The 17,613-nt window shown below is 62.6% G+C and carries 16 protein-coding genes; 5 read left to right on the forward strand and 11 right to left on the reverse strand.

Annotated elements, in window-relative coordinates:
• Positions 1-517: 23S rRNA (adenine(2030)-N(6))-methyltransferase RlmJ (gene rlmJ / locus V7M64_RS15515; RefSeq protein WP_333680285.1), on the reverse strand; the 517-nt coding region annotated here is incomplete at its 3' end.
• 333 nt (positions 518-850) lie between these two features.
• Positions 851-1,492, reverse strand: a complete 642-nt coding sequence (locus V7M64_RS15520; RefSeq protein ID WP_333680286.1) for an NAD(P)H-binding protein — start codon at positions 1,490-1,492, stop codon at positions 851-853.
• A gap of 113 nt (positions 1,493-1,605) precedes the next feature.
• On the opposite strand from V7M64_RS15520, the gene V7M64_RS15525 reads away from it, so the two are divergent.
• Positions 1,606-2,502 (forward strand): LysR family transcriptional regulator, encoded by an 897-nt coding sequence (locus V7M64_RS15525; protein WP_333680287.1) that lies wholly within the window; start codon positions 1,606-1,608, stop codon positions 2,500-2,502.
• On the opposite strand, the gene V7M64_RS15530 is transcribed toward V7M64_RS15525, so the two are convergent.
• The 3 genes from V7M64_RS15530 to V7M64_RS15540 form a co-directional block, all read right to left on the reverse strand.
• Complete coding sequence (locus V7M64_RS15530) at positions 2,499-3,425, reverse strand: DMT family transporter (protein WP_333680289.1); 927 nt, start codon at positions 3,423-3,425, stop codon at positions 2,499-2,501. The two genes, V7M64_RS15525 and V7M64_RS15530, sit on opposite strands and share 4 nt — an antisense overlap.
• A 350-nt stretch (positions 3,426-3,775) precedes the next feature.
• Positions 3,776-5,887, reverse strand: coding sequence for an AsmA family protein (locus V7M64_RS15535; RefSeq protein ID WP_333680290.1), 2,112 nt, complete (start codon positions 5,885-5,887; stop codon positions 3,776-3,778).
• 144 nt (positions 5,888-6,031) lie between these two features.
• Positions 6,032-6,976 carry a peptidylprolyl isomerase gene (locus V7M64_RS15540; protein ID WP_333680291.1) on the reverse strand — a complete coding sequence of 315 codons (945 nt, stop codon included), beginning with the start codon at positions 6,974-6,976 and terminating at the stop codon, positions 6,032-6,034.
• 290 nt (positions 6,977-7,266) lie between these two features.
• Here V7M64_RS15540 and V7M64_RS15545 point away from each other — a divergent pair, with 290 nt between their 5' ends.
• The 4 genes from V7M64_RS15545 to V7M64_RS15560 all read left to right on the forward strand — a co-directional run bounded on the left by V7M64_RS15545 (position 7,267) and on the right by V7M64_RS15560 (position 11,616).
• Positions 7,267-8,529, forward strand: a complete 1,263-nt coding sequence (locus V7M64_RS15545) for an NAD(P)/FAD-dependent oxidoreductase (RefSeq protein WP_333680292.1) — start codon at positions 7,267-7,269, stop codon at positions 8,527-8,529.
• A 120-nt stretch (positions 8,530-8,649) separates the two neighbouring features.
• The gene (locus tag V7M64_RS15550; protein WP_333680293.1) at positions 8,650-9,831 is read left to right on the forward strand and encodes a zinc-dependent alcohol dehydrogenase; all 1,182 of its coding nucleotides are present in this window, start codon (positions 8,650-8,652) and stop codon (positions 9,829-9,831) included.
• Between the two features lie 59 nt (positions 9,832-9,890).
• Positions 9,891-10,346 carry a hypothetical protein gene (locus V7M64_RS15555; protein WP_333680295.1) on the forward strand — a complete coding sequence of 152 codons (456 nt, stop codon included), beginning with the start codon at positions 9,891-9,893 and terminating at the stop codon, positions 10,344-10,346.
• A gap of 286 nt (positions 10,347-10,632) precedes the next feature.
• Positions 10,633-11,616 carry a hypothetical protein gene (locus V7M64_RS15560; protein ID WP_333680297.1) on the forward strand — a complete coding sequence of 328 codons (984 nt, stop codon included), beginning with the start codon at positions 10,633-10,635 and terminating at the stop codon, positions 11,614-11,616.
• 130 nt (positions 11,617-11,746) lie between these two features.
• Here V7M64_RS15560 and V7M64_RS15565 read toward each other — a convergent pair whose 3' ends face one another.
• The 6 genes from V7M64_RS15565 to V7M64_RS15590 all read right to left on the reverse strand — a co-directional run bounded on the left by V7M64_RS15565 (position 11,747) and on the right by V7M64_RS15590 (position 17,585).
• Positions 11,747-12,850 (reverse strand): hypothetical protein, encoded by a 1,104-nt coding sequence (locus V7M64_RS15565; protein WP_333680298.1) that lies wholly within the window; start codon positions 12,848-12,850, stop codon positions 11,747-11,749.
• 306 nt (positions 12,851-13,156) lie between these two features.
• Positions 13,157-14,155: a YncE family protein gene (locus V7M64_RS15570; protein WP_333680299.1), complete on the reverse strand. Its 999-nt coding sequence runs from the start codon at positions 14,153-14,155 to the stop codon at positions 13,157-13,159.
• Positions 14,156-14,296: 141 nt separating this feature from the next.
• Positions 14,297-14,533, reverse strand: coding sequence for a 4-oxalocrotonate tautomerase family protein (locus V7M64_RS15575; protein ID WP_333680301.1), 237 nt, complete (start codon positions 14,531-14,533; stop codon positions 14,297-14,299).
• Positions 14,534-14,584: 51 nt separating this feature from the next.
• Positions 14,585-15,295 carry an SDR family oxidoreductase gene (locus V7M64_RS15580; protein ID WP_333680303.1) on the reverse strand — a complete coding sequence of 237 codons (711 nt, stop codon included), beginning with the start codon at positions 15,293-15,295 and terminating at the stop codon, positions 14,585-14,587.
• Positions 15,296-15,400: 105 nt separating this feature from the next.
• A complete protein-coding gene (locus V7M64_RS15585) occupies positions 15,401-16,372 on the reverse strand; it encodes a LysR family transcriptional regulator (protein WP_333680304.1) in 972 nt (323 codons plus the stop codon).
• Positions 16,373-16,502: 130 nt separating this feature from the next.
• Positions 16,503-17,585, reverse strand: a complete 1,083-nt coding sequence (locus tag V7M64_RS15590; protein WP_333680306.1) for a nitronate monooxygenase — start codon at positions 17,583-17,585, stop codon at positions 16,503-16,505.
• Positions 17,586-17,613 lie beyond the last annotated feature (28 nt).

The raw sequence follows: 17,613 nt of genomic DNA on the forward strand, positions 1-17,613 counted from the left end.
GCGGATCGATCAGCACCAGGCCGCGCTTTTCCTTCGGCGGCAGCAGCGCCTTCAGTGCCTCGTAACCATTGCGATGATGCACGTGCACGCGACGATCGTGGTGAAACAGATCGCGCAGGCGGGATGCTTCTTCCGGATGCAGTTCGCACAGCTGCGCGCTGTCGATAGTGCGCATCGCCTGCGCGGCTTGCAGGGGCGAGCCGGGATACAACTTCAAGCCATGCTCGTTGCCGGGCAGCGCCAGAATGCTGTCGAGCCAACGGCGCAGCAAGGCGGGCAGGGGGCCTTGGCCGGTGCCGTGAAGATCGGGAAACAGCAGGCGCGCGATACCGTCGCGGTATTCGCCCGTCTTGCCGGCTTCCTCGCTATCGAGCGCGTAGCAGCCGCTGCCGGCGTGCGTGTCGATCAGTGCGAATGGCGTCTCTTTCGCCTTCAAGGCTTCGATCAGCGCAAACAGCACGCTGTGCTTGAGGACGTCGGCGAAATTGCCTGCGTGGTAGGCGTGGCGGTAATTCATGGCGGTCGGCAGGCTGGGGTGCGCCAGTATAAGTCCCTGCCTGCGATGACATTCCCGTCTCTCTTCGGGAGAGGGGCAGGGTGAGGGTTGGGACGAAGCGGTTCCATAGCCTCAGACCCCATACTCGTCATGCCGGCGAAGGCCGGAATTCAGTGAAGTACGTCGTGCGAAGCACTCAAAACCTTTATGTCGTGTGCTGCGCACGCCATTTTTTACTGAATTCCGGCTTTCGCCGGAATGACGGATGAGGGTTTCTGGCGGTGGAGGCATCCTGAAGTTCGGAGCGTGGTCCCAACCCCTCTCCTAAGGGATAGGGGCCAAGGTGCGATACCTTCAATATGCCACCGTAATGCGCTTCCTAAACGTGTCCTTGTTATCGAGCTGATCCAGCAGCGCCGCCGCATAGTCCGGCACCGCAATGCGGCTGACGCCCTTGGCATCCACCAGCAACTGATCGCCGCCGACGCGGTACCTGCCGGTGCGTTCGCCGTCCTCGATCACGGCGGCGGGACTGATGAAAGTCCAGTCGACATGGGCCTTGCTGGCGCGGAACACGTCCAGGGCGCGGGTATGGGCTTGGGCTTCCGGTTTCCACGCGTCGGGAAACTGTGGATCGTCCAGCACCGTCACGCCCGGCGCCGTTTCCAGCGAGCCGGCGCCGCCCACCCACAGCAGCCGCTTGAGGTTGGTGCCGTCGAGCGTATCCAGCAAAGTCTGGGCGGCGTTCGGCAGCGTGTCGGTGGTGCCGTTGCGGCGTGGGGAAATGGCCGCAATCACGGCATCGGCATGCTTGGCATAGGCAAGCCAAAGCGATGTCTCTTCCACCGCGCCCTCCACCACGTGCAGCCGTGGATGAGTCGACTTCAAGCGGGCAGTCTCGCGCACGACGGCAGTGACGTCATGGCCGCGCGCAAGCGCTTCGTCGAGGATGGCATGGCCGATATGCCCAGTCGCGCCGAACAGAACCAATTTCATGGAAATCTCCGTGAGGGGAAGCAACGTGCTGCAAGCATGCGCGCTGGGTGTCGGTTCGATAAACGGCCTAATAGGGAATTGACTGTCAAGCAAAGGTTGACAATCATGAGGCCATGGCACACGACGTCAATCTCAATCGATTAGCCGTGTTCGTGGCGTTGGTGCGCGCCGGCTCGTTCACCGCTGCCGCCGAACACCTTGGGCTGACCAAGGCAATGGTGAGCCAGCACCTGTTGCGGCTGGAGCGTGAACTGGGCGCCACCTTGCTCGTGCGCAGCACGCGCCGCATGGCCCTGACCGAAGCGGGCGCGGCGTTTCATGTCGATTGCGTGCAGTTGCTGGAGCAGGCGCAAGCGGCGATCGAGCGCATCGGCGATCAACGCAGCAAGCCCGGCGGTACGCTGCGCCTCACCACCTCCACCGATTACGGCACGGCAGTGGTCGCCCCGGCACTGGTCGAATTCCGGCGCCTGTATCCGGCGTTGCACGTGGATCTGGTGATCGACGACCAGATCAACGACCTGATCGCCGAACGCTTCGACCTCGCCATCCGTATCGGCTGGCTCCGCGACTCCAGCCTGCGCGCCACGCGCCTGGGCAGTTTTCGCCAGCAGGTCATGGCCAGCCCGGCCTATCTCGCAGAACACGGCACGCCGCGCCGGCCGGAGGATCTAGCCATGCACCACGGCTGGATTGCGATGTCCGCACTGGCTACACCGTTGCGTTGGACGTTCACGCGCGGCACCAGTCGCCGCCTGGTGCGCATGCGCCAGGTGATGCAGGCGAACAACGCCGCGGCGATTCGTGCGCTGGTGCTCGCCGGCGCCGGCGTATCCGTGTTGCCGGATTATCTGGTGCAGGACGACATCCAGGCCGGACGGCTGCAGGCGCTGCTTGCGCAGTACCGCTTGCAGGAAGGCGGCATCCATGCGGTGTATCCCGATCCGCAGCCGCCGGCAAAGGTGCGGGCGTTCATTGATTTCATGCGGAACCGCTTGGCGAAACGCTAGTCGAGATGGTGGCTCTCTGCCGTTCCCAGCAGTTCGGCTGGCATCGGCGTCTGCTCGTTCCGGTGCAGCAGCGGATGCATAAACACCGCCGCGAGAATCACCACCACGCCCGCATAGAACCAGCCATCCAGTTGCCGCTGCTCACCCAGCAACACCATCGCCAGCACGATGGCGTAGACCGGTTCCAGATTGGTGATCATCTGCATGGCAAACGCACTGACGTGACGCAACGCGACCAACACCAGCGAGAATGGCAGCAGTGTGCAGCCGAACGCCAGAATCAACAGCAGCACGGCGTCGTGCAGGTTCGGTACCGGAAAGGCTGAGCTCGTATGCGGCAACCACGGCGCGAGCAACATCAGAAACAGCGCGCCCGTGCCCAGCTCGATGCAGGTCACGGTCAGCGGATCGCCGTGATGCACCATGCGCTTGTTGAACGAACCGAACAGCGCCACGAAGAATGCCGAGACCACGCCCACGGCAATGCCGATGCGCATATGTGCTGGCACGCCACCCGCCACCATCGCCACGCCGGGCACTACCGCAATCGCCATCAGCAGTTCGCGCGGGTCAAAGCGCCGCCGCGCAATCCACGGCTCGACAAACGCCAGAAACGCAGGTCCCAAGGCGATGCAGGTGGCGCCCACGGAAGCATTGGCCAGCTTGATGGCCGCGTAGAAGGTCAACCAATGCAACGACACCAACACGCCAATGCCCGCGTACGCCAGGCGCAGCTTCAGCGGCATGGCGCGCAAACCGCGCCAGACACGCGGCATCAACAACAGGCTGCCGCCCACCAGCAGCATGCGCCAACCCACCAGCGCCGTGGCCGGCAGCGTGATCAGCTTGCCGAGGATGGCAGTGAAGCCCCATAGCAGGACGCAGAAGTGAATTTGCAGGCGGGCCTTGATGACGGGCTGCATGAGGGTGGCGGGTAGCTGGGGAGGTGCGTATTCTATGACGGCTCGCGTTTTCCCCGAGCGTCTTTTGCTGACATGGACGGCCGTGGCGACGAATTCTGCCTGATGGCCGTGCCGACACTTACTGCATGCACTTGATTGGCGTCCGTACAGTCCCCCCCTGCATCAGCAGGGGAGGGTTAGGGTGGAGTGCGAGCGTAGCGAGCCAACGCAAAACATGACTTCTTGCCTTCAAGGTTTATGGGACGAAGTGCAACCGCGCGCCAAAGCCCACGCAACCCCGCCCCAATCCTCCCCTGCCGGCGCAGGGAAGGGAGCAGATTCGGCGAGCCGGAAGGGTACGCAGCGTAACCTCACTTCACCTTCCCCGGCGGCGGTGCATTGCGCAACTGCGTCAACACCTGCTGGCAATTGTTTTGCTGGCCATGGCTCGGCACCACCACCGCCAGCAACGCCGCGGCCGGTGCCGCCAAGGCAGCCAAAGCCGCCGCGCCGGCGCCGCGCAAAATCAGCGGCCCTGGTTTTACGCCGACGTCGGGATCCTTGAAGGTGCCTTTCACGTACAGCGGCGAGCGCAATGAAAACACGCGCAGGCCTTTCGTATGCGGCACGATATTCAAATCCATGCGTTCATCGTGGAAATTGATCGTGCCGTCGACATTGACGGTGGCGTCGGAGGTATCCAGCACAAACAGGTGACTGGTAAACACACCCTCTTTGCCGGTCATATCCACGGCAAGGCAATTGATTTTTACGTCCTGGTCGCCGAACAGTTTTCGCACCACCACATTGGCCACGTTCAAGCCGGCCAGCTCAAGCAGCGTCTTGCTGATCACGCCGTTGTCCATCAGCAGCTTCACTTCGCCATCGGCATTGCTGAGCAAGCCGGATACCGAGCTGCCGGCGCCATTCATGGTGATGTCGCCGTTGAGCTCGCCGAAGCTGTTCTGCATGGATTGCACGGTCGGGAACATCTGCTTCAACTGCAGGCGGCGTGCGCGCAGATCGAGCGCGGTACGCATGGGCTGCGTGGTGCTATCCATCTGAACGTTGCCATCGATCGTGCCGCCGGCCACGCCCGCATGCAGCGGATCGAGTTTCAAGACGCCGTTGTCCAGCCGAATATGCGTGCTGACGGCATTGATCGGCAGCGAATTCGGGCGCTCGATGCGCGCCGCCTCGAACGTCACATCGGCGTCCATGGTTTGCAGGCGATTGGTGTGGAACTGCTCCACCGGCAATGCCTTGTTGCCTGGCTGCGGCGTGGTGTCGCCGCGTTGCTCCTTCTGCGTCTGGCTGCCTGCGCCGACCAGCGCGCCAAGGTCGGCAAAACGCAGCAATTGCGAATGCAGGTCACCGGTCAGCTTCATGCGCTGCCCGCCAGTCACTACCTGGAGATTGCCGCCGATATCGCTTCCGCCGACGCGTCCGCGGAAGTTGCGATAGCTGTAACGGCTGCCTTGCATATGCACCTCCGCCGACAAATGGCCTTCCGTGGCGAACGGCGGCGTATCCGGCAGGGTGATGCCAAGAATGGGGTACAACTTGGCCATGCTCGTGCCGGCAAACCACACGCGCATGTTCAACGCGGACAAGTGCATGGGGTCGGTCAGCGTGCCGACCACGGCGATCGTGCTGGTGTCGATATGCACGCGCGCCTGGATCGGAAACGGTTGCGTAGTGCTTTCCAGGGCAAGCACGGCGCCGCTCTTGCCGCTGCCGTCCACCGGCGTGCCCTTGTAGGTGCCGCTGACGGTCCAGGCAAACTGATACGCCGTGTGCTTGGCATGGCTGGATACGTCAGGATGGGTCTGGTTGCTGTCCACCATGCGGCCCACGTCGTGCCCCACGTCGGCACGCGAGGTGCTGGTGGCCTGCGCCACGACCTGCTCATAAGGCATCGCATGCTGCAATGGTGTGATGCCGATCTGCAGCTTCGAATGCGTCTGCGCGTCGTCGAGTGCGATCTGGCCCTTGTCGAGGCCGATCGTACCCAGGCTGAGCTTCCAGCTGGATGGCTGGCTGTTGTCCTGCAGATGGATGTCCCAGTTGGCCTGGCCCTTGCTGTCGCGTTCCAGATCCACCTGCAAGCCCGACAATTGCACCGACGGCACATGGATGTGATGCAGCAGCAACGGCAGCGGCGAGATGCGAAACGTCAGTGCATCCACTTGCAGCAGCTGCGGCTGCTTGGTCCAGGTCGGATTGCCGATCCGGATCTTGCGCGCAGTAAAGGTCGGCCACGGCATCAGGCTGCGCAGACCGGGCTCGCTCGGTTCGCGGCTCCACGCAGCACTGATGTCACCGTCGATGGTGAACGGTTTGCCGATGGCCGCGCTGACCTTCTCGTCGATCGTCGGCTTGAGCCGGTTCCAGTTGAACAGGGCCACGAACAGCACCAGCACGATCACCAGCACTATCAGCACGCCCACGATCCACGCCAGTATTTTCAGACTGAGCCGCATCACTCCCTGCCTTTGCCAAACGCCGCGCCAGGTGCGGTTGGGCCAGCCCAAATAACTACGACCGAGGCGAAGATTGCGTGTAGTTTTCGTGGGCGTGCTTACGGTGGATTCATGCGCCCGCGCCGTTCAAACCGCGCAACCTCATCAATGACCTGTCTTTTTCGCCGGCTCGGTGCGTACCGGTATGTCGATATTGCAGATATCCACCTTCCCGGCCGGCAAGGTGTAGAACGCGTCGCGGCGGTTGCGCTTGGCCTCGATGATGGCGGCGAATGTGTTGCTATCGGTGCGCAATACTTGGAGCTTCTCGCGCTGCGTGGCAGGCAGGTCGGCCGCCAGCTTGACGGACAGGATGGGTGTGCGTTGCGCCGCTTGGGTATAAAACCCCAGCGGCCCGGTGCCGCGCGGCAAGGCCGAAAGGTACTGCATGCCTTCCAGCACGCGGCCGGCGATCGCCAGGTTGCGATCGATCTGCCGCGGTGCCTGGCCGATGGCTACATACAAGGAACTGCCGCTGCCGCTGTCCGGTGCTACGTCGCGCGCCACGCCGACCATGCCATAGCAATGCACCAGCCACTCGCGACCGCTGGCAGGGTCGCGCGCGGCGGGGAAGCCTTCGCTGAAGCCCACTTGCGGTGCGTACACGTCGCCATCGGGCAACGATGTCCATGGCAGCTTGGCATCGATCGCGCGCGTGTACTCCGGCGGCACCGTACGCTTGGCGCTGCCCAGCGACTTGATCTTGCTCTTGTCGCCGTTGTCGTCGTCATTGGGATCGCCCCATTGCGTCACGAAGTTGTCCTGCACGCGCATGATCGCCAGCCCGTCGAAATAATGCTCGCGCACCAGCGTGCGGATGTTGGCGGCGTGCAGCGGGGTAAAGTCGGGTGCCAGTTCGATCACCACGCGACCCTGCGGCAATTGCATGTACAGCAGGTTGTTCGGATCGGGCGTGCGCCACTCGTCCGGTTTGGACTTGGCGAGCAGATCTTTTGCGGTGGGTGTGGTTTTGGGCGTATCTGCCACGGCAGGCAAGGCAAGCAGGCCGATGGCGATAAGCAGACCGGCTTGAAGACGGCGCAGGCGCATAAGCTGTTTTCCCCAGAGGTTGTCGGCTGCGTGACGGTAGCAGAGCGGCCTGGGGATGCGTAGTAGGGCGCAAATATAACCGTGCATCCGGATGCTCACCGCCATCTGCTCCCTCCCTTGCTTGCAGGAGAGGGAGCGCATCGACACAAATTCTGTATGCACATGCTCTGCATGCACATGCGCATTGCGATATCGCGCATCCAACCCCATTTATTCCATGCACGTGCAACACATCCAGCGCCCTATATCCTCCCCCGGCGTTCCACGTTCGACAGCCAAGGAGAAGCCACTTGAAGGCCACCGCACATCCGCATCGTGTCGTCATCATCGGCGCCGGCTTCGGCGGTCTCGAAGCGGCCAGGCGCCTGGGTAACCAGCCCGTCGACGTCACGGTGATCGATCGCAGCAACCATCACGTCTTCCAACCGTTGCTTTACCAAGTGGCAGGTGCGGCGCTGGATATTTCGCAGATCGCCTGGCCGATCCGCCACGTGCTGCATCGCTTCAAGAACATCACCACGCTGATGGCCGAAGTGGACGGTGTCGATGCTGCCGGCAAGACCGTGCGGCTCACCGACGGCAGCCGACTGCCGTATGACACGCTGGTGATCGCCACCGGCTCCACGCACGCTTATTTCGGCCATGACGAGTGGGCCCAGTTTGCGCCGGGCCTCAAGACACTGGGCGATGCGTTGTCGATTCGCCAGCACCTGCTCTCGGTGTTCGAGCAGGCCGAACGCGAGCCCGATCCGGCCGCGCGCCAGAAGCTGCAGACCTTCGTGGTGATCGGCGCAGGCGCTACGGGGGTTGAGTTGGCCTGCACCATAGCCGAGCTGGCGCGCGAGGAAATGCCCGGCGATTTCCGCCATCTCGATACGCATCAGGCTCGCGTCATCGTGGTGGAGGCCGCTTCACGCGTACTGTCCAGTTTCCCCGAGACGCTATCCGACTACGTGTTGCAGACCATGGAACATCTGGGCGTCGAAGTGCTGTTGAATTGCCCGGTGACCGAATGCCATGCCGATGGGGTTGTCTGCAAGGAAAAGCGCATCGATGCCGGCGCCGTGTTCTGGGCGGCGGGCGTGCGCGCCTCGCCCGCCGCGCAATGGTTGAACGTATCCGCGGATAAGGCCGGACGGGTGAAGGTGGAACGCGATCTCACGGTTCCGGCGTATCCGGATATTTTCGTGATTGGCGATACGGCCTTGGTGGAGCAGGAAAACGGCAAGCCGGTGCCCGGTCTCGCACCTGCCGCCAAGCAACAAGGCCAATACGCAGCAGAAGTGATCCAGGCGCGTTTGCATAAGCGCCCGGCGCCAGGCCCGTTCCATTACCGCAACTACGGCAACCTATCCACCATCGGCAAGCACACCGCCGTGGTCGATTTTGGCAGGGTGAAACTGCGCGGCCGCCCGGCGTGGGTGGTTTGGGCGCTGGCGCATATCTATTTCCTGATCGGCGTGCGCAATCGCCTGATGGTGGCGCTGAATTGGCTGTGGCTGTACATGAAAGGCGAGCGCGCCGCGCGGATCATTCTCAGCCGCAAAACGTGAGCGCACGTGCAAACGTCTGTGCGGATGCCACGCCATTCGCATCACGCTGGCGAATATTTCCCGACCCACTCACATCGCCAGGCCTAACGTGGCTCGCCCAGGTGCGACGGGAGCGACGCGATGCTGGCCACCACTTATCGGCGACCCTACAAAGTGCGTGCGGCGCACGTGCCCGAACCGGTGATCGAACATCCTGACGATGCCATCGTGCGCGTCACGCGCAGCTGCATTTGTGGTTCGGATCTGCATCTGTATCACGGCCTGGTACCCGATACGCGCGTCGGTTCGATCTTCGGCCATGAATTTACCGGCATCGTGGAAGAGGTGGGACCGGCGGTGCAGAAACTGAAGGCCGGCGACCACGTGCTGGTGCCTTTCAGCATCGCCTGCGGTGCCTGCTTCTATTGCCAGCGCGGCCTGCACAGCAACTGCGACAACGTCAACCCGGAAGCGAGCACGGTGGGCGGTATTTTCGGCTATTCGCATACGGCGGGCGGCTACAACGGCGGCCAGGCCCAGTACGTGCGCGTGCCGTTCGCGGATGTGGGGCCTTCGGTGATTCCGTCGGACATCCATATCGAGGATGCGGTACTGCTCACCGATGTAGTGCCCACCGGCTACCAGGCCGCCGAGATGGGCGACATCCAGGAAAACGACACCGTCGTGATCTTCGGCGCCGGCCCGATCGGCATACTCGCTGCGCGTTGTGCCTGGCTGATGGGCGCGGGGCGCGTCATCGTGGTCGACAAAGTCGATTACCGGCTGGATTTCGTGCGGCGTTATGCCCAGTGCGAAACGGTGGATTTTCGCAGCGTGGACGACATGGCCATCCACATCAAGCGCATGACGGACGGACGTGGGGCCGATGTCTGCATCGATGCGGTCGGCGCGGAAGCGGATGGCAATCTGATGCAGCGGCTCACCGGCGTCTCGCTCAAACTGCAGGCCGGCGCGGCGACAGCGCTGCACTGGGCGATCAACTGCGTGCGCAAGGGCGGCAATGTGTCCATCGTCGGCGTGTACGGCCCCACCTTCAATGCGGTGCCGATCGGTACTGCACTCAACAAGGGGCTTACCTTGCGCATGAACCAGGCCAATGCCAAGCGGCATCTGCCGCACCTGATCGAACACGTGCGCGCCGGCCGGCTGAAGCCGCGCGAGATCATCACTCATCGCGTTCCACTGGAAGAGGTGGACGAGGCATATCACCTGTTCTCGGCCAAGCAGGACGGTTGCATCAAAACCGTGTTGATACCGCCGGGCACGGCGTCGATCGGCGAATCGAAACCGGTCGTGCATTGAGAATGCCCTGACCGGCTGCGTGGAATGGACCAGGGCATCTCAAGCGAAGGAGCACACCCGTGAATACCTATCACGATCACTCCGGCATCCCCGATTGGGGCGCCGATCTTGACCGCGCAAACCGTCCCGGCTTGCCGATGGAACGCCTGCCGCCACAGGCGGAGCGCGAACCACCGGAACAGCAGCCACGCACGGTGGAGATTCTTCATTCCACCGAGCGTGAGGGCATCACGCCCGTATTCGGCACCAGCGCACCGCCACGTGGCTTGAGCGGGCGTATTCGACGCAAGGCGTTCCAGCACAGCGAAAGCGATGTGCTGCATTGGATGATGTTGCTGATGGCCGATCGTGTGGATGCGGCGGAAGGCCTGGTGGAAGAGTTGCGCCAATCGCCACGCGCGCGTAGTGCCGTCGTGATCGGCGTATGCGCGGTGGCGGCGTGCTGGGCGTTCCGTCGCGCGCGGATGCGGAGACGGATGGCTTGGGGCGAGCGGAACGCGGACCCGAACACATGAGCGTGCATGCCATGTTGGGGTTCGGCCAAGCCTTGGCGCGTGGGTTGATCGTTTAGAACGATCCGTGTCCAGCGCCGGATAACACTGCCGCGGCGCACCCGCGCAATACGCCTGATCGGCGTAAAAATGGCCCGTATTGGCCTGGAAAGACAGCTTCTGGCAGGGGAGGCATCGAACGCGCCCGGCCAGGTTGTACTTCGGTAGAGGCGCGTCACGATAATATCTGACGAAATCATTCATCCTTTCGCCTTCAATTCATCACCAGCATCGAACACAGGGGGGCCTAATGATCGAGCTGGAAATTCAGGCACTCGCGCTGTCGCGCGAGGGTCTACTTATCGACGTTGGACGATGCGCCGCCGCGTGCGGTTTTGCCTTGGTGCGACAGCGCCTGGCGGATGACCGCCATGGCGTGCTGTTGACGATGGTCGTGCGCGGGCTTGCGCGCAAACAGCGCAGCCTGGAAGCGGCGTTGGAAAAACTCGAACGTCTGGTCAGTTTCGAAGTTTCGCCGGTGGTGGAAGGCCAGGCCAAACCGCACTTCGCCGCGTCGCGTTCGGTGGCCGCCCACTACGTGCCGCCACCCCCGCCCGCCGAAACGCCCAAGCCGGTGGAGTCGAAGCCTGTGCCCAAGGCGCCCGATGCCGTGCCGCAAGTGCGCCAGACGCCGGCGGCAGCGGAATTCGTGCAGCCCTTCGTCAAGCCGCAACCCTTGCTGCAGACCGAGCCGGGGGCCGAGCCGGAATTCGTCTTTATGCGTACGCCCGCGCCTGCGCCATCCGCCCCTGTAGCACCCGTAGAACCGTTCAAGGAAGTGCGGCAGCTGGACGCCGACCAGGCCGCGGTGGAGAAACTGCTGCCGAAGCTGATGGGCGATTACCCGCAGATTTTTCCCCTGCTGAAAAAACTGGAGCAATCGGTGGAAGAGGGCGCGCGCGAATCGTCGCTGTCGCTTGCCGGTCAACGCATCGGCACGTGGTTGTTCGAGCGCAACCATGCCGCGACATCGAAGATGGCCCTGGACGAGGCGATGCAGCGCATTGGCGTGCCGGCCTTGCGCGCGCTGACGGATGTGGATTATTCCGCCAACCAACTGCATACCCGCCACAGTCCGTTGTGCACCGACGAAGGGCGCTCCAATTGCATGTTCTTCAGCGGTTATCTGGAGGGCTTGCTCGGGCCGGCAGTGGCCTCGCAGGGTTTGTCGATCTTTGCCGTGTGCTGCCGCAGTTGCGGTGCGAATGAATGTGTATTGGCGATGATGGATTGATCTTGCCGAAACACGTCCGGCCTCCGCCGGGATGGGATGAGGAACGATCAAGCATTGCCGTAAATGTGGGCGATATTTTCCCGGACCGCAGCGCGCGAACGCGAGAATGACCGGGAAGCGGCATGCAGCGTCACGAATGCTGCTGCGTTACCGACGTGCATGCTTCATAAAAGTCATTGAGCACTTTTTTTACGCCGGTCACTTCGAACGCAAAACCGAAGCGAATGCCGGTGCGATCGCGCACCCACGAGCCCATTGCCTTGGCCGACGCCAGTTGTTGCAACTGGTTCAACGGATAGATGCGTTGCATTACCACGGCGTCGTCCGCCACGGTGACGCCGCCGCGTTCTTGCGGCAGTGTTTCCTGCTGGTTGAGCTCGAAATACGAGCGCTGTTCGCGCGTGACGATGCCGCGCGCGCGTACCGCGCCGATCGTGTCGTAGGTGGTGAGTTCGGCGCCGCCGGGTTTGCACAGGAAGGTGATCTTGTGCTCGCCGTTGCGATCCTGTTGCTTGAGCTCCAGGTACGGTGCTCCTTGCAGGTACTTGTAGGTGGCGATCAGATTCTGGCGGCCGTTGTTGGCCAGGCCCTTGGCGATCATCTCCTCGCCGTTCGGCCAAAGCGTCGGGTCCTGCGCGGACCCGGTGGAGGCCGTTCCGCTAGTGGCGGCCGTAAGCGTGGCAAGGTCGATGCCCATGTCCTTCAGATACGCAGCGACATCCGCCGGTGTCTGCTGCCCGCGATAAGTAGGAAACCCGATGCGATCGCTGCCACTTACCGCCCAGCGATACAGGCCGCCGAGATAGGCATAGGCGCAAGCGCCATCGCACATGGCGGAGCGGTTGAAGGTGGTGGTCTGCTTGGGCAGGCGCGGCACGCCCAAGTGCGTCACCATCGAGCCTTGCCGGATCAGCCGGCCCAGTGCGATGCCGGCGCCGACACTGCCGCCGGGCGAATTCAAATAGACGTCCGAACCGGGCTTGATGCGGCCAGACCTGATCAGGGCTTCGAAGCGCTGCGGCGCGTCGGGATCGATCGGACCGTACAGGTAGATCTGCGGCACGCGCGCCATGCTCAGCGTCATGCGGTCGTCGTTGACCTGGATATTGAGCTGGCTCGTGGCTTGCTCGCGCGTCGTGCCTTGCACAGGTTGGAACGGGCCGAGGGATGCGGCGGATAGCAGCAGGCACGCCAAAGAGCTAAGGCGGCGTCGAAAGGTATTGCGGTAAAGCACGAGCATTCCCTGTTTCAAGACGGAAGACGGTTTGAACCCATGAAGTCTGGCGGGTTCCCGATGTCCCATGGGTGAACAGGGGCCGGCCGCTGATGGCAACGCGGGCCACCAAGGCGGGTGAGCGTCTGTTTCGCATTAAGGCAACACTGATCACGTATCGCCGTCGTCACCGGCAATGCCCGAGGTCCGTCACCCCGGTGAAAGCCGGGGTCCAGCGTCTTTGAGTGGCGTTGTAAGTCGCCGGGTCCCGGCTTTCGCCGGGACGGCGATGTATCGAGCTTTACGGCAAAGCTGGCCCTGCGCTTATTACTTCCCCACCACCAGCAACGTAAATCCACTCACCGACTTGCCTTTCTCCGCCACCTTCGCGCCCACCAGATAAACCTGGTCCGACGCCTCATCCAGCGCCATGGTGCGCGCGCTCTTCATGGTCGGCACATCCGCCACCTTGGAGTACTGATCCGCCGAATCCTGGTGATACACATTCAGCACGCCATCGCGGCTGGAGGCGAACACTTCGTGTGTCTGCGCGTCGTACGCCGCTGCATCGGGCCGCTTGCCGATCGGCAGCTTCGCTACCTGATGGCCATCGGTGGCGTCGGTCACGATCAGCCAGCCATTCGCGCACGCGGAAAACACGCGCTTGTTCGCCGTATCCAGCGCCAGGCCGGTGGGGCCTTCGCATGGAGCCAGCGACCAGGTGTGCAGCACCTTGCCGGTCTTGATGTCGATATGCGCCAGTTCCGCCTTGTCTTCCAGATTGTTGTAGACATTGCCCTGGCCATCGCTCGCCGCGAACTCCGGATTGCTATCCAGCGCAATGGTGGAGAGTTCCTTGCCGGCGACCGGATCGATCACGCTGATGTTGTTGGTATCGCCGTTCATGGTCAGCACGTGCGACGTGGCGGGATCGTAGATGATGGCGTCCGGATCCTTGCCGCTGACCGCGATGTGCCCGATCACCTTGAGGGTGTTCAGATCGATCACGCTGACGTTGTCGCCGTGGCCGTTGCTGGCATAGGCGCGATGCAGGCTCGGCACCAGCGCGATGCCATGCACGTGCTTCATCCCGGGGATCTCCTGCAGCAACTTGCCGGTGGCCGGATCGGCCACCATGATCCGGTCGTCGCGCGCGATGAACAGGCGATGCCCGGCCGCATCCAGGCTCAGATAGTCCCAGCCGCCGGTACCACCAAGCGCATATCGATGCGTGACCTTATAGGCATCCGCGCCTTGCGCCGCGGCCCACAGCGGCGTGCAGAGCAGCCCGGCCAGGACAAGTGCCTGCGCGAGTTTCTTCTTCATATGACGACTCCCATGGTGGTGTTCTGGCGAAACGGTTCGGCGCATGATGCCTCGCCCAACCTTACGAAAAGCTTCAAATGCCGGGCTGAGGTGACCACCGCCAGAGAGCGGGACCGGTCGGTGGCAGTCGCCTACTGACCGTTACGTCTGCTTGGCTTGCAGCCGCTTTCGATATTCGGGTACGGGCAACCCACCCCAGCCCCAGTTCTCCAGCTCCACTTCGTCGATCACGACGAAGGTTGAGTCGACCGGCTTGTCGAGCACGTCCAGCAACAACTGGCTGGCTCCCTTGATCAATGCCGCTTTCTGCCCGGCGGTTATTGCGCTTTGGCCTGGTGCGGTACCTTCACGGGTCACTTTGATATGGACGATGGGCATGACGGTGTTCCTCCGGAGATGGGGCGGGCGTTGTGTCCGCTCCCAAAGCGATCAATGACCGGCACTCTGGCCGCCGTCGACGTGCAGGATTTCACCTGTGACGAAACCGGCGGATTCCAGGAACAGCACGGCATCGGTGACATCGCTGATTTCGCCCATGCGGCCAACCGGGTGCAGCGAAGCAAGCGTCTCATGCATTTCCGGTGCATGCATCGGGGTCTTGATCACGCCCGGCGCCACTGCATTCACGCGCACACCGCGCTTGGCGTACTCGATGGCCAGCGACTTGGTTGCCGCATTCAGGCCACCCTTGGTCAGCGACGCCAGTACCGACGGCACGCCATCGATAGCGTACTCAGCCAGGGTGGTAGTGATGTTGACGATGTGGCCGCTGCGCTGCTTCTCCATCTCGGCCACGGCCAATTGGGTGATATGGAAAAAACCATGCACATTGGTCGCCAAAATGTTGGCGTAATCTTCCACCGTATAAGTGGTAAACGGCTTGGCAACGAAGATACCCGCGTTGTTCACCAGCGTGTCGATGCGACCAAAGCGGTCGAGCGCTTCCTTGATGATGCGCTCGGCCACGGCGCGATCGGCAATGTCGCCGGCAATGGCCAGTACGTCCGGATCGCTGGACGGCTTGATGGAGCGCGAGTTGGCCACGACACGATAATCGCGATCGCGAAATGCCTTGACCAGGCCTGCGCCGATGCCTTGCGATGCGCCCGTAATGATGGCGACTTTGCGTGAGTTGCTCATGATGTCGATCTCTTCAGAAAGGAAGGGAAGCCAGCGCGCTACCGCATGAGTGGGGAGCGCCGACGCCTTCAATCTAGGCTCGTCACGAGCGATAGCGAATCCCCGCTATCCGGCAGACACCCTTCCGCGGCGCGGTGGAATCGGCGCGGCAGGTTTGCTTTCCGCATCCTTGGCCAGGCTGGCGAATTGCGTGCGCAGGCGCGGCAGGGCGAAGTCCGCGAAGGCGCGCACCTTCGGTACGGAAAGACGTCCATACGGCGAAACAAGATGGACGGGAATCGGTGCAGGTTCGGCATCGGCCAGCACGATGCGCAGCAAGTCTTGCTTGATTTGTGCCGCCACGTGATACGAAAGCAGGCGTGTCACCCCATGCCCATCTGCCGCAGACGCGATGGCCGCGCGCACGTTGTTCACCACCAGGCGTGGCGTGATGGGTACGGCGCGCGGCACTGATGAACCCTCCACCGGTGGAAACGTCCACGAATCCACGCCACTGTGTTGCAGGGCAATCACCGGATGCTTGGATAGATGCGCCGGCTCATCGATGCGCGGATGGGTAGCCAGATAACGCGGCGATGCCACGACTACCCGTCGCACCTCGCCGACACGATGCGCCACCAAGGTCGAATCCGGCAGATGCGCAATGCGCAAGGCCAGGTCCATGCCTTCATCGATCAGGTTGACCGGCCGCTCCAGCAGATACATGCGCACGTTGACGGTGGGGTATTGTTCCATGAAGGCATCGACGATCGGGCGCAGCAATTCCACGCCGGAATACACGGTGGCGGTGATGGTCAGCGTGCCGCGCGGCACGGATTTTTCTCCCGCGGCTTGACGATCGGCTTCCTCCAGGTCGGCCAATAACTTCCGGCATGCGATCGCATAGCGCTCGCCGGCTTCGCTCAGCTTGATGGAGCGCGTGGTTCGATGCAGCAGCGGCACGCCGACATGCGCTTCCAGAAACGCAATCGCCCGACTTACCGCCGCCGCCGATCGCCCGGTTCGACGGCTTGCCCCGGCAAGGCTGCCTTCATCCAGCGCCGTCACGAAGATTTTCATGGCGTCGATGCGATCCATACGGCGTGCCTCGCAGAGGTGAGCGGAACGGCTGCGGGGAGTTTGCTACAGGTCGTCTGTCACGCCTAGCGGAAGCACTCCGTAAGCTGGGATGAAATCCCAGATCGCCATGCCAATCGGTGCTTGGATTTCATCCCAGCCTACGCGCCTGCTCCAACTCGCTTTCCAGCGTTTCCATCAACGCTTTCGTGGACAACGCGCGCGCCAGGGGCGCAGCTTGTCCTGCCCAATGCGCACCGTAGCCCGTCAATCCCGCCGCCTTTCCAGCGGCATTCAACGCCTTGCCTGCATCGTACGCAACGGGATAGTCCGGCACCGCATGGTCAGGCACGCGGGCGCCCCAGCGCGTGAAGTCATTCGCCAAGCTGCGCGCGGGTCGTCCCGAGATCGCGCGCGTCATCACCGTGTGATGCGCGGCGTCGCTGAATAGCAGCGCGCGGAATGCCTTATCCGCTAATGATTCATCCGTGGCGATGAACGCGGTACCCAATTGCGCCGCAACGGCGCCCAGCTTCAATACGGCAGCTATGCCGGCGCCATCCATGATGCCGCCAGCGGCAATCACCGGTGCGTTCAGCGCACGAACCAGCAAACGCGTGAGCGCGAATGTGCCCAGGCGGCTGTCTTCGCCATCCGGATCGAACATGCCGCGATGTCCGCCTGCTTCATAGCCTTGCGCAACGATGGCATCCACGCCCGCCGCTTCAAGCGCCTTGGCCTCCGCAACGTTCGTGGCCGATCCAAGCAACACGATGCCGGCGTCACGCAGTGCGGTGATCTGCCCGGGCCGTGGTACGCCGAAATGAAAACTCACCACCTTGGGCTTTTCTTCCACCAGCATCGCAAGCATGTCGTCATCGGCAAGAAACGACGTATAGATCTCGCGCAGGCTTCCTGGCGGTTGCGCTTCCGTGCGCTCGAATTCCGAATGCAGACGCTGCAACCATGCCGCCTCTTTTTGCGCATTGGCCTGCGCCGGCCGATGCACGAACACGTTCACGTTGAGCGGCCCTTCGCCTAGCACGCGAAACTGATGGATCGCTGCTCGCGCCTGCGCTGCCGTCATGGCACCCACGCCCAGTGAGCCAAGCCCGCCATGATGGGTGACCGCTGCCGCCATCGACGGCGATGACACGCCAGCCATCGGTGCCTGGATGATGGGCAGCCGCATGCCGATGCGATCAAGCAATGGCGAAGAAGGGAAGGTCGCCATGGTGGTGAACTCCTATGCGGGAAAGGCG

It is taken from the genome of Dyella sp. (genome assembly GCF_036746095.1).
Taxonomy (GTDB): Bacteria; Pseudomonadota; Gammaproteobacteria; order Xanthomonadales; family Rhodanobacteraceae; genus Dyella_B.

What these genes read in the sequence shown, in the direction of transcription:
- V7M64_RS15520 (WP_333680286.1), bottom strand. Translation starts at nt 1,492, where the DNA reads ATGAAATTGGTTCTGTTCGGCGCGACTGGGCATATCGGCCATGCCATC.
- V7M64_RS15525 (WP_333680287.1), top strand. Translation starts at nt 1,606, where the DNA reads ATGGCACACGACGTCAATCTCAATCGATTAGCCGTGTTCGTGGCGTTG.
- V7M64_RS15530 (WP_333680289.1), bottom strand. Translation starts at nt 3,425, where the DNA reads ATGCAGCCCGTCATCAAGGCCCGCCTGCAAATTCACTTCTGCGTCCTG.
- V7M64_RS15535 (WP_333680290.1), bottom strand. Translation starts at nt 5,887, where the DNA reads ATGCGGCTCAGTCTGAAAATACTGGCGTGGATCGTGGGCGTGCTGATA.
- V7M64_RS15540 (WP_333680291.1), bottom strand. Translation starts at nt 6,976, where the DNA reads ATGCGCCTGCGCCGTCTTCAAGCCGGTCTGCTTATCGCCATCGGCCTG.
- V7M64_RS15550 (WP_333680293.1), top strand. Translation starts at nt 8,650, where the DNA reads ATGCTGGCCACCACTTATCGGCGACCCTACAAAGTGCGTGCGGCGCAC.
- V7M64_RS15560 (WP_333680297.1), top strand. Translation starts at nt 10,633, where the DNA reads ATGATCGAGCTGGAAATTCAGGCACTCGCGCTGTCGCGCGAGGGTCTA.
- V7M64_RS15570 (WP_333680299.1), bottom strand. Translation starts at nt 14,155, where the DNA reads ATGAAGAAGAAACTCGCGCAGGCACTTGTCCTGGCCGGGCTGCTCTGC.
- V7M64_RS15575 (WP_333680301.1), bottom strand. Translation starts at nt 14,533, where the DNA reads ATGCCCATCGTCCATATCAAAGTGACCCGTGAAGGTACCGCACCAGGC.
- V7M64_RS15580 (WP_333680303.1), bottom strand. Translation starts at nt 15,295, where the DNA reads ATGAGCAACTCACGCAAAGTCGCCATCATTACGGGCGCATCGCAAGGC.
- V7M64_RS15585 (WP_333680304.1), bottom strand. Translation starts at nt 16,372, where the DNA reads ATGGATCGCATCGACGCCATGAAAATCTTCGTGACGGCGCTGGATGAA.
- V7M64_RS15590 (WP_333680306.1), bottom strand. Translation starts at nt 17,585, where the DNA reads ATGGCGACCTTCCCTTCTTCGCCATTGCTTGATCGCATCGGCATGCGG.